We start from the raw sequence: 16985 nt of genomic DNA, 5'->3' as shown, positions 1-16985 counted from the left end.
CTGAATGACATCTTCGGAACAACATATCAAGGTAGCTGTAGATGCGGTGGTGTTTGGCTACTCGAAGCATGAGGGTGTATCTGTATTATTAATACAACGCAAGTATCCGCCTTTTCAAAACAGCTGGGCTATTCCGGGTGGATTTGTGCTGGAGGGGGAGTCGCTGGAGGCGGCGGTGCGCCGGGAGTTGCAGGAGGAGACGGGTATCGAGGTGAACTACCTGGAGCAATTGTATACGTTTGGCGACCCGGGCCGCGACCCGCGGCAAAGGATCATTTCGATCGCTTATTTCGCGCTGGTGCAATCGGCGCAATTCCAGCAGTTGAAAGCGAGTACGGATGCGGAGCATGCGCAGTGGTTTGGGATCAAGCAATTGCCTGAACTGGCTTTTGACCACCTGGATATATTAAAGGTAGCTATTGAGCGGATCAGGGCTAAGATCAGGTACCAGCCGATCGGGTTTGAATTGCTGGATAAGGTATTTCCCTTTGCGGACCTGGAGCACCTGTATATGACCTTACTGGACAGGGATATTGACCGGCGCAATTTTTCGCGGAAGATGCTGGCGCTGGGTATCCTGGATGAAACGAATGAGTACGCCAAGCCGGAGGGCAAGGGTCGGCCGAGCAAAATGTACCGGTTTAATGAGCAGCGGTACCAGCAGCTGGAGAAAGAGGGGATGAACTTTGAGGTATAAAAATGGAACAGGGCTGCAATGTTTTTTTGCATTTCCTGCCATAATAACAGTAAATTTAATTTCGGCTCAGGCCCCTTCAGGATTTCACCTGAGCCAATCAAATCGATGAATAATCAGGTCTTTCTATTCTTCCTTCCACAACAGGCGTTCCTGTCCTGTTTGCCCGTCTTAGGCTCCGTTTAAGACGTTTCACTTTACTTTAAGTTTACTTCAAGTTTGCTTCTGGTTTACGTTCGGTTTACTTCAGAGTAACCTGATCCATGGTTGATCTACGGCTGATGGTAGGCTGATCTATGGGTAGCCATTGCTTCTCATCAGGTTGATCATTTGCTTATCGGTGCCAGGATTTTTGGTGCAACAGCTGCCAAACTGCCAGTTGAAAACAGCTACGAGCCATGAGCTGCGAGCTACGAGCGCCCGCTTACGGCGGGAGGAGTTATGCGCTTAGGGAGGTGCTGAATAGCCGGTTTTCTTAAGCAGCAAACATTTTGCGTCCTTTTTACGCAAAAAGCTTGCTGGTTTCATTTAGCCTGTTTATATTTGCGTTTAAATGACGCAAAATGAAGACTACCGGAGTGATCATCGCCCGCTTTCAGACGCCTTACCTGCATGAGGGACATAAGTACCTGCTGAATGAAATCAGGCCCCACCACAATAAGATCGTGGTGGTGCTGGGGGTATCGCCGGTAAAGGGCAGCTGTCGCAACCCATTTGACTTCTACACGCGTGAAAGGCTGTTGAAGCAATATGCACCGGAGCTGGTGATATTACCTTTAAGTGATCATCCGGATGATGGTGTATGGAGTGAACGGCTGGATGGTTTGCTTTGCAATACGTTTCCCCATGAGTCTTTTGTGTTGTATGGAAGCCGGGACAGTTTTATTCCTTATTACAGTGGTCATTTGCCTGTAGTGGCGCTTCCCGAACAAGGAGATTATTCGGCTACTATGATCCGGGATGAAAATGCAGACCGGGTGCTGGATACGGTGGATTTCAGGATGGGGATCAATTATGCTTATCACAACCGGTACGATGCTGTTCATCCCACGGTGGATATTGCGGTGTTGAGAAATGAGGGAAAGGAAGTGTTGCTGGGTAAAAAACATGGGGCAACGCACTGGCGGTTTCCGGGTGGGTTTGCCGATCCGGCAGATGCCTCCTATGAAGCGGCGGCGGCGCGGGAGTTGCAGGAAGAATGTGGTGAGCTAACAACAGGCGCAATGCAATATATAGGGTCTGCAAAAATCGATGACTGGCGCTATCGCAGTGAAGCGGATAAGATCATGACGCTGTTCTTTAAGACGGAGTATGTAAGTGGCAACGCGAAGGCCAATGACGACCTGGCAGAACTTGCCTGGTTTTACACCCGAACCCTTCCGGATATGGTAGACACCAAAAGCATAACACCTGAGCATCATACACTGGTAAATATGCTGATGACGAATATTACCCATCAACAGGCCTGATTAAATAATAAATTAACTCCTTATACTTTTATTCAAAAATGAATGCAATGAAAACCCAGGAAAACATCTTACTGCTTGCCGATGCTTACAAATATTCCCACCACAAATTATATTATCCCGGTACTACGAAAATATACTCCTACCTGGAGAGCCGGGGTGGTCAGTTTGACGAGACGATCTTTTTTGGCCTGCAATATTTTCTGAAGTATTACCTGCAGGGTGAAGTGATCACCACTGCCAAGATCGATGCGGCGGAAGTTGTTTTACAGGAAGTGTTTGGCCGTACTGATGTATTTGACCGTAGTAAGTTCGATTATATCGTAGAAAAGCATGGTGGCAAACTGCCTGTGCGCATCAAAGCGGTTCCTGAAGGGGCGGCGGTACCGGTGAACAATGTGCTGGTGACGATCGAGAATACGGACCCTGCCTGTTTCTGGCTCACCAATTTTCTCGAAACCTTGCTGATGCAAGTGTGGTATCCCTGTACGGTGGCTACACAATCGAGAGCCATCCGGGAAATCGTCGCCGAATATTTCCGGGAAACAGCGCCTGAAAGCGCCATGGCTTCGATCGATTTTGTTTTGAATGACTTTGGTTTTCGTGGGGTGAGCTCTGTAGAGAGTGCCGGTATTGGCGGTGCGGCGCACCTGCTGAATTTCCGGGGTAGTGACAATATCATGGGTAGTGTGATGGCGAAAAGATATTATGGTGCGGACCAGGTGTATGGTTTGTCGATCCCTGCTACGGAGCACTCGATCTGTACGCTGCTGGGAGAAGAAGGAGAATTGGAGGTGTTCAAACATATACTGAAAACCTTCCCCACAGGAACGGTAGCTTGTGTATCTGACTCGTACGATATTTTCCGGGCCTGCAGCAAATACTGGGGTGCTGAATTGAAGGAGCTTGTGTTGAGTCGTGATGGGGTGTTGGTGATACGGCCTGATAGTGGTGATCCTGTCTTTACGCTGTTGAAAGTATTTGATATCCTGATGGAGAAGTTTGGTTTTACGATCAATGAAAAAGGATTTAAGGTATTACCACCGCAGGTGCGTGTGATACAGGGGGATGGCATTACGGTAGACACGATCCGTCATATCTACAATGCGCTTAAGATAAATGGCATTGGTGCAGAGAACCTGGTATTGGGTATGGGTGGTGCTTTGTTGCAGCGGGTGGACAGGGACACGCAAAAGTTTGCCTTCAAATGTTCTTATGCAGAAGTGAATGGAGAAGCGGTGGACGTACAAAAGCACCCTATTGAGATCGACTCTCATGGCAGGCTGGTGGAATCTTTCAAAAGATCCAAGGCCGGTCAGCTGAAGCTGATCCTTACGGATGGGGTCTATCAAACGGTGCGTAAGGAGCTGGAGCCTGAGCTGGAAGATCAACTGGTGACGGTGTTTGAAAACGGGAAGCTGCTGAATGAGGTGAAGTTTGAGGAGGCGCGGGAAAGGGCGGGGAGTGGAGAGAAAAAAGCAATAACAGCAAGCTGATAATATACACGGCTTTCCTGTAAAAATGGATAATTTATGAAGTACTCATTAGACATATTGATTAAACAAGTGGAAGCAGGGGAGCCGGTAGAATACTTTTTCTTTTGGGGCCATACACAAAAGCAACAGGGGATTATTGATAAGTCATGCCTGAGCCAATGGTATCCTGCTGCTTTCACGGTGGATGGAATTACCTACCCTACTGCGGAGCATTGGATGATGGCTAAAAAGGCTTTGTTGTTTGGTGATGACGAAGCTTTCCAGGAAGTGTTATCAGCACCGAAACCTGCGGTGGCCAAAGCGATTGGCAGAAAGGTGAGGAATTTTGATGCCGGGATATGGCAGGAGAAGGGCTACTTATTGGTAGCGGAAGGTTCTTTCCATAAGTTTTCACAGCATGCGGACCTGCAACAATTTTTACTAAGAACAGGGAAAAAGGTGATTGTGGAGGCGAGCCCTTTTGATAAGATCTGGGGAATAGGAATGGCGCAAAGCGCCAAGGGCACCGAAAACCCATTGCAATGGAAGGGAGCGAATTTATTGGGATTTGCGCTGATGGAGGCGAGGGACCGGCTATTATTAAAATAAAAAGACACATTCAACATGAATGACATTTTGCAATACAAGGAATACTACGCATCATTATCTTATAGTTCTACGGATGATGTGTTTCATGGTAAGGTTCTTGCCATTAATGACCTGATCAGCTTTGAAGGCTCTTCTGTGAAAGAGTTAAAAATAGCATTCCGTGAAGCTGTAGATGATTATTTGACAATCACCCACTAGTCTGGCTTTTAATAAATGAATGGCCTTCAAAAGCACATTAAAGTTTAAGCTGTTGCCCTCTGGCAATTGATATACCCAACCCTTCACTCATGAAACAACTCTGCCTGCTGGCAAGCGCACTGCTTGCCGCTCACCTTTCCCTCGCCCAGGATAAAAAAGATACGAGTACGGTATTGGAAGAAGTAGTAATCACTTCTCCATTTGCACCACCGGCACAATCGCCGGTAACGATCAGTCATATTTCGCGGAAAGAACTGGAACGCAAGAATTATGGGCAAGAGCCTTCGGTGTTACTTTCGCAAACTCCCTCTGTAACCTTTTATACGGATGCGGGCAGCGCATCGGGCCATTCTTATTTCAGGATCCGCGGCATCGATCAGACAAGGGTCAATATGAGTCTGAACGGGGTGCCGCTGAATGAACCGGAAGATCAAGGTGTTTATTTTTCTAATTACCCGGACTTCCTGGAATCGGTGTCGGGTGTGCAGGTACAAAGAGGGGCGGGCTATTCCAAACAAGGCGTAGCGGCTTACGGTGGCAGCCTGTATTTTGAGTCGGTACGTTTTAAGGACAGCGCGGGTGGACAGGCTTCTGCAGGATATGGTTCCTTCAATTATTATCGCTTGAACGGGTCGGTGAATACGGGTTTGAAAAATAATATGGGGCTATATGCGCGGGCGTCGCACCTGCATTCGGATGGCTACCGGGAGCATTCGGCCAATAGCTCCAGTTCGGTCTTTATCAATCCCGGTTATTGGGGTAAAAAGCATAAAGTATATATCGTGTCGTTCCTTGGTGAGCAGAAAAATGAATTGGCGTGGATCGGCGCTCCGCTGGACAGTGTACGGAAGAATAAACGGTACAATGCGAATAGCAAGCAGGAATATGATCGCTTTCTGCAGGCACATGTGCAGGTGCACCATGAGTGGGAACTGAACAGCCGGCACCAATTGCACAGCGGCGTTTTTTATAATTACCTGGATGGCAATTATGATTTTGATTATAATCATTTCATTGGTCAGCCGGCGACGGCGGAACTGTATAATTATGCGTTCCGTTCGCATTTCACTGGGGCATTTTCTTATCACAGGTATGCTACCAAACATATGAAGTTGTACAGCGGTGTGCAGGCGCAATGGTACCAGCGCCGTCATACGGGCAGTGAGCGAACATTGGGCCAGTTGTATGTGAATACAGGTTACCGGAATGAAAGCAGTGTATTTACCAAAGCGATGGTCAATGCAGGCCGGTGGGATTTCCTGGGAGATGTGCAATACCGCTACAGCAGTTTTACCTATAAAGGAACGGAAATGATGCCGGGGCAGTATTGGAATTTCCTTAACAGCACGCTCGGTATCGGTTATCGCCTTCCTACTGGTATGCGCTTGTATTATTCGATTGGTCACACACGCCGGGAGCCCACGCGCAACGACCTGCTGATGGGCAATGATGACCTGACCAGGGATGGCAATGGGGATTTGTTGTTCAACGCGGTAAAACCAGAGCAGGTGATCGACCAGGAGCTGGGGATCAAGTACTTTGCCCGCAAGGTATTCGTGAGTGCGAACTTGTATTATATGCGTTTTCGGAATGAGATCACGTTGAACGGACAGATAGGGCCAACAGGGGTACCCCTGCATAGCAGCGCTGCGAGGAGTTACCGCAGCGGAGCTGAGTTGGAAGCCTGGTGGCGGTGGGACAATGGCATTGAGTTAAGAAATCAGTCTTCGGCATCTATGAACAGGATCAAAGAAGAAGGGGTAGACCTGCGGCCGGTATTGACGCCTGCTTTTATCAGCAACCAGGAACTGAGGCTGGTAAAACGGGGCTGGCAGGCGGGGGTAGGTGTGCGGTACCAGCGGGAATCGTATATTGATTATGCCAATACGACCAAATTGCCGGACTATTTTATCGTGAACATGGATGGGAGCTGGCAATTGGGTAAGGTGACATTGTATGGCGTAATGAATAATATTACGAACCGGGTGTATTATACGAATGGATTGATTACGGCATCGGGTGTGCCGGGTTATTTTATACAGGCACCGGTGAATTTTTATGTGGGGATCAGAGTTAGGTGGTAGGCTTGGATAAGCGCCTTTAGCAGGGTGAGCCGCCCCCGGAGGGCGACCCACCCTGAGATGACCCTGACAGGCTCGTACAGCCAACAACATGATTAGAAAAGTGAATACAGTGGTATGAAAAAGAAAGGATTGGTATTGGGTAAGTTTATGCCGCTGCATACGGGACATGTGGCAATGATCGAATTTGCCTTACAACATTGTGAAACGGTGGTGGTGATGTTGTGTGTGTCGGATAAGGAGGCTATTAGTGGCGACTTGCGTAAAAGCTGGTTGGATACAACTTTCGGGAATAATGACCGGGTGGAGGTGGCATTGGTGGAATATGATGAAGCGGTGCTGCCGAATAGTTCTGTGTCATCGCGCGAGATATCGGCCTTGTGGGCGGCGTATATCGGTGAGCATTTTCCTGGTATTGGCATCTTTGTTTCGTCTGAACCGTATGGCGACTATGTAGCGGAATATCTAGGTATTGAGCATCGTTGTTTTGACCAGGAAAGAAAGCTGGTGCCGGTATCGGCTTCTGCTATTTTGGGTGATCCGTTTTTACATTGGTCTTATATCGCTGCGGCGGCAAAGCCCTGGTTTGTGAAGAAGATCTGTATCAGCGGGTCGGAGTCGACGGGAAAGTCGACGCTGACGGAGCGACTGGCGCATTATTTTGAAACGGCCTTTGTACCCGAGATGGCGCGGGAGGTGATCGAAACAACGGAAGAAGTAGTGTTTGATGACCTGTTGAAAATTGCGACGCTGCATGCGGCTACTATTGATGAGCGGTTGCCACTGGCCAACAAAATACTGATCTGCGATACGGATGTAAACATCACGAAATCCTATTCAAAGTATTTATTTAATCGGCCATTGATAGTGCCGGAATGGATTGATGCTGCGAATCAGTTCGATTTGCATTTGTTCCTGGATACGGATTGCCCCTATGTGCAGGATGGTACGCGGTTGTCGGAGGCGGAGCGGAATGCATTGAGTGGATACCATGAGGAACAGTTGCGGGAAAACGGGGTTGCCTATGTAAAGATCGGCGGCAGCTGGGAGGAAAGGTTTGAACAGGCGAAGGCGGTTATTAAAGAAACATTTTTAAAGGAACATTCAAGATCATTGATATGAACAAAGAGAGCGCCAGGATGAGTAAATTCCTGAGCCTTATTTTACGACACAGGCCGGAGGTGATCGGCCTCACGCTGCAGGAAGGTGGCTGGGCCTCGGTAGAGGAATTGATCAACAAGGTGAATCAACATGGTGACAGCCTTGATTTCGAACTATTGAAATTTATTGTAGATACGAACGATAAGAAGCGGTTTGCTTTTAATGAAGACTGCACGATGATCAGAGCCAGCCAGGGACATAGTGTGGAAGTTGATCTCCAGTTACCACAAGCTGTACCACCTGCTGTATTGTACCATGGTACAGCGGCGCACCTGCTGGCGGCGGTGCTGAAGGATGGATTGAAAAAGCAAGCACGACATCATGTGCATTTGTCGGCGCAGCCAGCTACTGCTATCTCTGTTGGCGGACGGCATGGAAAGCCGGTATTGCTGCAGATCGATGCGCAGGCAATGCATGGGGCTGGATATGTATTTTATTTGTCGGCCAATGGGGTGTGGCTGGCGGATGAAGTGCCTGCATTATTTATTTCTGTTGTGGACAAATAGCAAAACAGCAGGGTGGATTACTACCTTATTAAATACAAAAACGCAGGGCATTCACCCTGCGTTCAGTTTTTCTGAAATTGGATATATATCGTTTTAGGCTGCTACGCGTTGATAGAGCTGGCGACCTACTGCTTCATCGATCTTATTAGGTACACTACCGGCCGCGCTGCTGCTGTCAATAGCGGTGAGACGATTCAGGTCCTTATCCCACCCAAAGATATGTATGGGACTATCATTGATACTTACCCTGAAACGAGTTTCAGTAGAAAGCGTTTGATATGGGGTAGCCTTTACTACAAGTGGTTTACCATCTATCGTCAGTTCGAAGATTTCTGTCCTTGTTTTCATAACACCTCCATTTTTTTAAGTAATGAATTCATGTATGATATTTCAATAAGCGTGCCGCTCTATGCCAATTTCTGTTATTTAGGCAGCGGTTTTAATGTGTATTTAATATGAGGTACAACTGTACTATTCAGATGGGCTATAGCATTAGCTGGATAAGGCATAACAGGTAATCTATGTCTTGCAACAGTTTTGTTAAGGTTCTTGATGGCAGGAAAAAACCAGTCATTTACGGCATAGGGGATATTGCCGTTTTGTCTTATCTTTTACCCTTACTAAAAAATACAACCTGCTATGCGTTCCTATCTTGTACCGTTTTCACTGGCAGCCACTATGCTGGCAACGGCCTGTAATGAAAACAAATCAGCTACGGGCAATCATGAAGGAGCGGCGACGATGAGCGCCGACAGTCTGGCCAAACATATTGCAGTGCTGGCCTCTGATGAATTCCAGGGCCGTAAACCCTTTACGGAAGGAGAGACGAAAACGATCAATTACCTGAAAGAGCAATTTGCCCAGGTGGGCCTGGAGCCCGGCAATGGGGACAGTTATTTCCAGGATGTGCCGATGGTGAATATCACTACTGCGGCGGCGCCCGCCATGCAGGTGGAAAGTGCCAAAGGCAAATTCACGCTGAAAGGATATGATGATTATGTGATCTGGACAGACAGGACTGATTCACTGATCACATTGGATAAGAGTGACCTGGTATTTGCGGGTTATGGTGTGGTGGCGCCTGAATACAATTGGAATGACTATGCGGGTCTGGATGTGAAAGGCAAGGTAGTGCTGGTACTGGTGAATGACCCCGGCTTCAATAGTGGCGACAGTAGTTTATTCAAAGGAAAAACGATGACGTATTACGGCCGCTGGACGTATAAATTTGAAGAAGCCGCACGCCAGGGCGCCAAAGGTTGCCTGATCGTTCACAATACACAGGCGGCCAGCTATCCATTTGCAGTGGTGCAGAACAACTGGAACGGATCGCGCCTGCGGCTCGACAACCGCGGTAAAAGTGAACAGCTTTGTGACGTGATCGGCTGGGTATCGGGGCCTACGGCCAATAAATTGTTGACAGCGGCAGGCCTGGACAGCACGATACTGGCGAAAGCGGATGTTCGTGGTTTCAAGGGAACGCCACTGCCTGTAAAACTGTCTACCACCATGCGGGTGAAGACGGTTTATAATCAGTCGCACAACGTGATCGGTAAGCTTACGGGCAGCAAAAGACCTGATGAATACATTATCTATACAGCACATTGGGATCACCTGGGCATTGGTAAAGCGGATGAAAAGGGAGATACGATCTACAATGGTGCTTTCGACAATGCCAGCGCTACTGCAGGATTACTGGAACTGGCCAGGGCCTTCAAGAGTCTGCCGGAAAAACCAGAGCGCACGATCCTTTTCCTTTCTGTAACCGCAGAAGAGCAGGGGCTTTGGGGATCGGCCTGGTATGCGCAGAATCCTATTTACCCGGCAGCGAAGACAATTGCCAATATCAATATGGATGGCCTGAGCCCTTTTGAAGCCACCAAAGACATTATAGTGGTAGGCCAGGGTCAATCGGAACTGGAAGATTACCTGAAGGAAGCAGCTGAGAAAGCGGGTCGCTATGTAGCTTTTGAAAACCATCCGGAAGCAGGGTATTACTATCGCTCCGACCATTTCAACTTTGCCAAGGCAGGTATTCCTGCGCTGTATACGGAAAGGGGTATCGATGTGGTAGGCAAGGGCAAGGAGTACGGCGAAAAAGTACATGAGGAATACCAGGAGAAGCACTATCACCGTCCGTCGGACGAATATGATGCGGCCACCTGGACGCTGGCGGGCGGACTGGATGACCTGAAACTTTTGTTTGAGGTAGGAAAGCGCATCGCTTTTGGCGATAAAGTGCCCGGCTGGAAAGATGGATCGGAGTTTAAGGCAAAGCGATAAAATCCGGGAATAGGCTGTAATTTTTACTATTTGATTGGTTATTATTGTTTTATGTATTTGGTACTAAAAAATATATGCTGAAAAATTTGGAAACGGGTATGTGAATGTCGTATGTTCGTTGTGAACAGTTACCCAAGCGATCGATCATGTGGACGAGGCCTCTAAGCATGGTAGATAAAAGTAAGTGTTGTGCAACGCTTAATACAAGCTGCGAGCTTCAGGTATTGGTTTTTGCTGTTAGGTTTTAGTGTGTGGTGGGCTGAAGCTTATAACTATCTGCTGAGGGCTATTGCCACTGGTTGTTGTCTCTTGCAGGTTTGATGGATGCCGGCAGCTGGCGTTCACCGGCACATTGAAGAGGCCTTCGGGCCGGGAGATAATGACGAGGTTTTGGCAGTTGGTTATGGCATCAGTATAAAGCCGCTCATCCTGTTCAATCCATTTAATTTTTAAACTTTAAAAACGAAAACCATACAAGGATAAGAAAACAATATCCACTGTTACTCACCAACTGAGAACAATCAGGAGGACAGTTACATCAACAGGATCGCGGTTGTTGAAAAGACAAATCGCCCTGCAATGATAAACAGTCCGTAAAGATCTACTTCAGGTAAGTAAGACCAGGTACACAAAGAGAGCGTTTCTTTCAACACGAAAGAGACGCTCTTTTTTTATTGGCTGGATGACGAAAACAGCCTGGTGCTATTCTTTTATTGTTGCGGAAAGCCAGCCGGCATTTGTTTACGGTGACGAAAGGTGACGTGCCAGTGAGGAGGCATTTAAGTGACGACGCCCTTATGTTCCCAATTCTCCTTGATGATGGTACCATTAATTAATTGTTTGAGGCGGCGGGTAAACCTTTCTCCGCATATTTTCCCTTTCCTGTCTTTTTGCCCGAGGTAAGCTACAACGGGCAATCCATCCCTGTCGGTCTTAAAGGCCAGGTCATACCGCTCGAACTTTGTTTCGATGAATGCGGATGGCTCATACCTTTTGTTGAGGATCTTTAAGATTTGTGCTCCTAAGTCCATAATGGTACATTTTGTGGGTGATCAATTGATGTAATTGACAGACGACTACGGAGTTAGGCGGAACTTTATCTTATGGAATAAACGCTAAACAGTAATATCGAGGATGGGTTTATAAGCTTCCCCGGGCGCTTTGATACGGGCTACAGCTGGCTTTTTAGTAGTCTTGCTATCCAGCCAATTGGTTACCCCGGCTGCAATGAGCCCACCGGCAACGGACAAACCTACCATGAGCAAGCGGTGTTTATTGGTAAGTCGGCTATGGTTACCATTTAATCCCTGTGCGCCCATGGGGGCAGGCCGTGGAACAGATGGGTCAATTTTGCGCAACAACCTGTGTAAAATGGTAACACTTAAGGTGCCTGCCAATCCGCCTGCCAGGGAAGTAAGTAGTTTCATAGTCTTTTCCGGAAAAAGACAAAAGAATGATGCCAGGGGGAGGGGAAGAATACAGAATCCAGGATACAGAATTTAGCAGCTTTTGCGCAGCCATGAGGGGCTGCCTTTCAAGTCAGTGCCGCAGGGGGTAGAAAGGATGCAGACACTTATTCTTCTTTCTTTGGAATTCCCGCTATGGCCTGTTTGATCAGGTCGGGTTCATATCCTTTTTGCAGGAGGTAATCGGTGGTTTTGCTCAGTTTTACGTAATGATTAACGCCTTCTCCATTAACAGCGGCCCATTTCTTCTCGGCCAGCTTTTGAAGGGTCTTCAGGTAATCTTCTTCATCGATCTCCTTCATGGCCTTTTTAATGCAATACTCACTCACACGCTTTTGCTTCAGCTCATATTTTATTTTCACCCGGCCCCACTGTTTCATGCGGAAATGGCCACCGGCAAACTGAATGGCATAACGCTCTTCGTTGAGGTAGTTCTCTTCGATCAGTTGTGACAGAAGTTCTTCGACCTGCTGTTTGTACAGGCCATAGGAGTAAAGCTTTTCCTTTACATCGGTATGGCTACGCTCCTGGTAGCCACAATAATGTTTGGCTTTTTGTAATGCCTGTTCTTTGGTAAGCTGTTTACGATTGAGCATCGCCGCAAAATTACTACATGCTGCTTATACTTCTTCGAGGCGGTCTACACAGCCATATTCTGTTTTGAGCAGGTCATCGTAATGATCGGCATTCTTAAAGAGGGTGTTGAACATGCCGGCACCCAGCTCTTTGGAAATATCCAGGTCGTAAATGATGCAGGATAAAATAATATTCTGGCTGGCACAGCTCAACACCAGTCCGTTTACCCGGTAATTTTCCTGTAGCAGGAACTGGTAAAGGGGTTTGATCTTGGTGCCATCGGGCGGCAGCTGGCAGAGATAAGCATCGCCGGCTATGAAATAGTTCTCGGGGTTATAGCTGATCTTGATCCTGGCGCTTCCTTCTTTTACTTCCCAGCGGTTGGCGCCGGACCGGGCCAGCTTTACATCCTTGCCCAGTTCTCTCAGGATGTTCTCAATGGTTTTCGCTACGCCTACAGGTTCTATTTCTTTTTCGGGCAATTCGGGCAGCTTCACTTCTGTACCACAGGCGGGACAGTACTTGGCGGAATCGATGGTATCGGGCAACACCAGGGTATCGCAGCTTGGGCAGCGGGTGGAAGGTGTTCCTTTATGGGGAGCATACAATTGCAGGGCGGTTTGCAGGTAATATACGGGCAAGGCAAAGCCGAGGTTATCGCCGCCACGAATGATGAATGAGTTGACGCCAATCACTTCTCCTTTCTCATTGACCAGGGGGCCTCCGCTGTTGCCGGGGTTGATGGCAGCGTCGATCTGTATAAACTTCAATCCTTCGCGTATACGATCTACTTTGGAAATAACACCTTGTGTGGCTGTATAATTAAGTCCGAAAGGGTGACCAATAGCAATTACTTCATCGCCGTCTTTGAGGGTTTCATAGTGACCCAGGGGCAGGACGGGCAGTTCAATACCTGCGGGTGGCTGCAGAAAGGCCAGATCGTGTTTGCGATCGGTATACCATACTCTTGATAATGCTTTCTCAAAGGTCTTTCCGGCAATGGTTACTTCCTGGGTATCCTGTACCACATGGTCGTTGGTTACGATAAGGTCGTATTCGCGCAGGTAAAAACCAGTGCCTGTTCCGCTCTGGGTAGCGATTTGTATAATGGCGGGGTGAACGCGTTCTATAACTTCCTGTGTAGGCATGTGTGTATGTTAGTCGAAGTTGAGTAATGAAATTTCTGCGGTAAAGGTGGTATTGAAATTCACGAGTGTATCATACCGCAGGTTGCTTACTTTGAAATCGAGTTTGGTGAATTTGTTTTTCCAAACGGCAATGATGTCTTCAATGCGTTCACGAATATCATCGACTTCAAATTCATTGGCGGCTACATCATAATATTTGGCGGTGAAGCCAAGGGCCTCAAAATAGTCGGCATGGTTTATTTGCATAAACAAGCGCACGAGGTCGCTGAGGGGTTTGGGCAAACTGTAGGAATACTGGCAGAAGGAAATACCATATTCCAGGATGGCATTGGCCACCAGGGGATATTGGTTTTCGCGGTACCAGATCATATTGCTGGCCGCCGCGTTGATGGCATCGATCACTGATTTGTGATTCTGTGGGGCTACAATGGAAAAAGTATGTTTGGTGCGGAAGAAATAAGGATACACTTCTTCCTTGGGTTTTGCCAACAACTTGCGATAAGCTTCTATCATGCCCTGGTTGCGGTCGGTGGTTTGCTTGTCGTCTTTCTTAAAATAGATATCTACGATCTTTTCCAGCTCCAGCTGAAGTTTACCCTCAGGATAGAGCATGTAGTCGATACGAAATGCCAGGTTGAGGAGGAGGTAAGAATGGGCACCGGCAAATTTATCGGCATCCAGGCTGGCTACATAATCGAGCGTGTCCTGGATCCATTTGATAAAGAACCTGTAGCGCACTTCTTTTTCTGCCGCCGGCATTTCGGGAATGTGTTCGGTGTCGATGGTTTGCAGGGAGGTGAACTCCTGCACCAGCAGATCATCGAGCTTATCGGCTTTGATGGCCAGTTCTTTTAAGCCGTAATAGAGTTTATTGGGATTGGCAGCCTTGATATTGCTGTCGAACCGCATACAGAGGCGATCGCTGTCGAGGGCGTAGCGGCTATAATAGAGGTTGAAATTCATTTCCAGCAGGCGGCGCATAACGGGTACGCTGGGTTGTGCCATGCGGGCCAGGGTTACTTCTGCCACAAATCGTTCATTGTTGAATTCGCCGCGCACGATCTTGGAGCCCTGGTATAAATGAAAGCGGCCTTCGGCGCCATTGCGCTCCAGGACGACGTTTTGCTCGGCCTCATCGCGCAGGTAATCAAAAAAAGCTTCTACGCTTTCGGGGTATTGTTGCTGCTTGAAGAGGTTATCGGCCTCTGTCCAGCGGTTTACCTTTTCTACGGTTTTGTTGTTGTCTGAATAGCGACCAAAAGGAATAGGGGGGTCTTCCGCCTTTTTCTTACCCCAGCCAAAAAGTTTATCGAACATAAATAAGTGTTTGTAGCGCTCCCGCAAAACGGGATAAAGTTGAGCGAATGAAGGTATTTAATTTCGTGGCATATTTACAATCCGCTGAGGATAATTAGTTTATTGTGTTTGCCGGAGGGAAATTTGTCTGTCGTAACCCCCTTATCTTTGCGGAATGCTAAAAGAGACGCTTATCAATGCTACCGAGGCGGGCGCCCAGGTAATGCAACACTACTTCAACAATAAGAACCTGCAAATCAATAATAAAGAGGGCGTTAATAACCTGGTAACGGAGGCGGACCATGCTTCTGAAAAAGCGATCCTGGAGATCATCAAGGGGGCTTTTCCGGACCATTTTATTGTGAGTGAGGAGGTGGGAGAGATTGTGATGGACAGCGAGTACAAATGGATCATCGACCCTATTGACGGCACGGTGAATTATGCCCACGGTATTCCCCTTTGCTGCATTTCGATTGGTCTTGAGCAGGCGGGCAAGATGATCATGGGAGCGGTGTACAACCCTTTCCTGAAGGAGTTTTATTTTGCCGAGCGGGGACATGGGGCCACGTTGAATGGCCAGCCCATCCAGGTAAGTGGTCAGGCTGACCTGATGAAATCCTGCCTGGTAACGGGTTTTCCTTATACGTATATCAATGAGCCGAACGGGCCGCTGGAAGTGTTTTCGCGGTTCATTCGCCAGGGTATTCCGGTGCGCCGCCTGGGATCGGCTGCGATTGACCTTTGCTGGGTAGCGGCAGGCCGGTTTGATGGGTTCTATGAACACAAGCTGCAAGCCTGGGATAGTGCTGCGGGATTCCTGATGGTAGAAGAAGCGGGTGGTAAAGTGACGGATTTCAAGGGGGATCATTATTCTCCTTACCAACCACATATTGTGGCTACGAACGGGAAAATCCACGATGATATCCTGCTTTGGATCAATGACAAAGCATAACCTGATCTCAACAATTTTCACCTAAAAGCGAACTAGTCATGAGTGAAAGGACTGAAATAGCGGACCTGGGAGAGTTTGGGCTTATCAAGCACCTGACGAAGAATATCGAATTGAAAAATGCCTCCTCTATATTGGGAGTAGGGGATGATGCGGCGGTGATCGACCATTTTGGCAAGCAAACGGTGATCTCTACGGATATGCTGATCGAAGGGGTGCATTTTGACCTGATGTATACGCCGCTCAAGCATTTGGGCTATAAAAGTGTGGTGGTGAACCTGAGTGATATCTATGCGATGAATGCGACGCCTACGCAGATCACAATGAGCCTGGGTCTCAGCAACCGGTTCAGCCTGGAGGCGCTGGATGAGTTTTATGAAGGGGTATATGCGGCCTGCGAGAAATACGATGTAGACCTGATCGGGGGGGACACCTGTTCTTCGCAGAAAGGGTTCATTATATCTGTAACGGCTATTGGAGAAGTAACGCCGGATACGTTTGTAAAACGGAATACTGCTCAAAAAGGGGACCTGCTTTGCTGCACGGGCGACCTGGGGGCGGCCTATGTAGGCTTGTTGTTCCTGGAGCGGGAGAAACAGATCTACCTGGAAAACCCTAAGATACAGCCGGATCTGGAAGGGGAGTCTTATGTAATTGGCAAGCTGCTGAAGCCGGAAGCCCGGAAAGACATTATTGAATTTCTGGCGCAGAATGAGATAAGGCCTACCTCTATGATGGATATCAGTGATGGGCTCAGTTCGGAGATCCTGCATATTTGCCAGGACAGCAACCTGGGCTGCCGCCTGTACGAAGAAAAGATACCGATAGCGGAGGAAATGCGGCGGGCGGCCTTTAAATTTGAGATTGACCCTACAGCCTGTGCGTTGAGCGGCGGTGAGGATTATGAATTGCTGTTTACCCTGCCACAATCTGAATACGATAAACTCGTTCTTAATGAGCAGATCAGTGTGATCGGTTATATGACTGAAGCGGAAGAGGGCGCAAAGATCCTTACGAAAGGCGGCGGAACACACAATATAACGGCGCAGGGATGGAATGCATTTAAGAATACCTGAG

General features: G+C 48.0%; 17 protein-coding genes. 11 read left to right on the top strand and 6 right to left on the bottom strand.

The genetic code is table 11. The features are described from left to right. The first annotated feature begins 4 nt into the window (after positions 1 to 4). The 8 genes from D3H65_RS23160 to D3H65_RS23125 all read left to right on the top strand — a co-directional run bounded on the left by D3H65_RS23160 (position 5) and on the right by D3H65_RS23125 (position 8190). Positions 5 to 697 (top strand): NUDIX hydrolase, encoded by a 693-nt coding sequence (locus D3H65_RS23160; RefSeq protein WP_119052591.1) that lies wholly within the window; start codon positions 5 to 7, stop codon positions 695 to 697. Between the two features lie 560 nt (positions 698 to 1257). Then, complete coding sequence (locus D3H65_RS23155; RefSeq protein ID WP_119052590.1) at positions 1258 to 2163, top strand: NUDIX domain-containing protein; 906 nt, start codon at positions 1258 to 1260, stop codon at positions 2161 to 2163. Between the two features lie 47 nt (positions 2164 to 2210). Continuing rightward, positions 2211 to 3656 carry a nicotinate phosphoribosyltransferase gene (locus D3H65_RS23150; protein WP_119052589.1) on the top strand — a complete coding sequence of 482 codons (1446 nt, stop codon included), beginning with the start codon at positions 2211 to 2213 and terminating at the stop codon, positions 3654 to 3656. A 36-nt stretch (positions 3657 to 3692) separates the two neighbouring features. Then, on the top strand, positions 3693 to 4244 hold the full coding sequence (locus D3H65_RS23145) for an NADAR family protein (RefSeq protein ID WP_119052588.1): 552 nt from the start codon (positions 3693 to 3695) through the stop codon (positions 4242 to 4244). A gap of 15 nt (positions 4245 to 4259) precedes the next feature. Beyond that, positions 4260 to 4442, top strand: a complete 183-nt coding sequence (locus D3H65_RS23140) for a hypothetical protein (RefSeq protein ID WP_119052587.1) — start codon at positions 4260 to 4262, stop codon at positions 4440 to 4442. Positions 4443 to 4531: 89 nt separating this feature from the next. Then, on the top strand, positions 4532 to 6526 hold the full coding sequence (locus D3H65_RS23135) for a TonB-dependent receptor (RefSeq protein WP_119052586.1): 1995 nt from the start codon (positions 4532 to 4534) through the stop codon (positions 6524 to 6526). A gap of 114 nt (positions 6527 to 6640) precedes the next feature. Continuing rightward, positions 6641 to 7645 (top strand): AAA family ATPase, encoded by a 1005-nt coding sequence (locus D3H65_RS23130; RefSeq protein ID WP_119052585.1) that lies wholly within the window; start codon positions 6641 to 6643, stop codon positions 7643 to 7645. Then, positions 7642 to 8190, top strand: a complete 549-nt coding sequence (locus D3H65_RS23125; protein WP_119052584.1) for an RNA 2'-phosphotransferase — start codon at positions 7642 to 7644, stop codon at positions 8188 to 8190. Before D3H65_RS23130 ends, D3H65_RS23125 begins: the two co-directional genes overlap by 4 nt. A 93-nt stretch (positions 8191 to 8283) precedes the next feature. Here D3H65_RS23125 and D3H65_RS23120 read toward each other — a convergent pair whose 3' ends face one another. After that, the gene (locus D3H65_RS23120; RefSeq protein ID WP_119052583.1) at positions 8284 to 8538 is read right to left on the bottom strand and encodes a hypothetical protein; all 255 of its coding nucleotides are present in this window, start codon (positions 8536 to 8538) and stop codon (positions 8284 to 8286) included. 291 nt (positions 8539 to 8829) lie between these two features. On the opposite strand from D3H65_RS23120, the gene D3H65_RS23115 reads away from it, so the two are divergent. Then, positions 8830 to 10473, top strand: coding sequence for a M28 family metallopeptidase (locus tag D3H65_RS23115; RefSeq protein WP_211345533.1), 1644 nt, complete (start codon positions 8830 to 8832; stop codon positions 10471 to 10473). Between the two features lie 779 nt (positions 10474 to 11252). On the opposite strand, the gene D3H65_RS23110 is transcribed toward D3H65_RS23115, so the two are convergent. The 5 genes from D3H65_RS23110 to D3H65_RS23090 all read right to left on the bottom strand — a co-directional run bounded on the left by D3H65_RS23110 (position 11253) and on the right by D3H65_RS23090 (position 14980). Then, positions 11253 to 11504: a hypothetical protein gene (locus tag D3H65_RS23110; protein WP_119052582.1), complete on the bottom strand. Its 252-nt coding sequence runs from the start codon at positions 11502 to 11504 to the stop codon at positions 11253 to 11255. Positions 11505 to 11588: 84 nt separating this feature from the next. Further along, positions 11589 to 11900, bottom strand: coding sequence for a hypothetical protein (locus D3H65_RS23105; RefSeq protein ID WP_119052581.1), 312 nt, complete (start codon positions 11898 to 11900; stop codon positions 11589 to 11591). A 146-nt stretch (positions 11901 to 12046) separates the two neighbouring features. Then, on the bottom strand, positions 12047 to 12535 hold the full coding sequence (locus D3H65_RS23100) for a regulatory protein RecX (protein ID WP_119052580.1): 489 nt from the start codon (positions 12533 to 12535) through the stop codon (positions 12047 to 12049). A 24-nt stretch (positions 12536 to 12559) separates the two neighbouring features. After that, positions 12560 to 13663: a trypsin-like peptidase domain-containing protein gene (locus D3H65_RS23095; protein ID WP_119052579.1), complete on the bottom strand. Its 1104-nt coding sequence runs from the start codon at positions 13661 to 13663 to the stop codon at positions 12560 to 12562. A 9-nt stretch (positions 13664 to 13672) separates the two neighbouring features. Then, positions 13673 to 14980 carry a type III secretion system chaperone family protein gene (locus D3H65_RS23090; RefSeq protein WP_119052578.1) on the bottom strand — a complete coding sequence of 436 codons (1308 nt, stop codon included), beginning with the start codon at positions 14978 to 14980 and terminating at the stop codon, positions 13673 to 13675. Between the two features lie 154 nt (positions 14981 to 15134). Here D3H65_RS23090 and D3H65_RS23085 point away from each other — a divergent pair, with 154 nt between their 5' ends. Next, positions 15135 to 15911 carry an inositol monophosphatase family protein gene (locus tag D3H65_RS23085; protein ID WP_119052577.1) on the top strand — a complete coding sequence of 259 codons (777 nt, stop codon included), beginning with the start codon at positions 15135 to 15137 and terminating at the stop codon, positions 15909 to 15911. Positions 15912 to 15949: 38 nt separating this feature from the next. After that, positions 15950 to 16984 carry a thiamine-phosphate kinase gene (gene thiL / locus D3H65_RS23080; RefSeq protein WP_119052576.1) on the top strand — a complete coding sequence of 345 codons (1035 nt, stop codon included), beginning with the start codon at positions 15950 to 15952 and terminating at the stop codon, positions 16982 to 16984. Position 16985: the final 1 nt, after the last annotated feature.

The sequence above is a fragment of the Paraflavitalea soli genome, from assembly GCF_003555545.1.
GTDB lineage: Bacteria > Bacteroidota > Bacteroidia > Chitinophagales > Chitinophagaceae > Paraflavitalea > Paraflavitalea soli.
The sequence above is the reverse complement of the archived record's forward strand: the minus strand, read 5'-3'. Positions and strand labels throughout refer to the sequence as shown.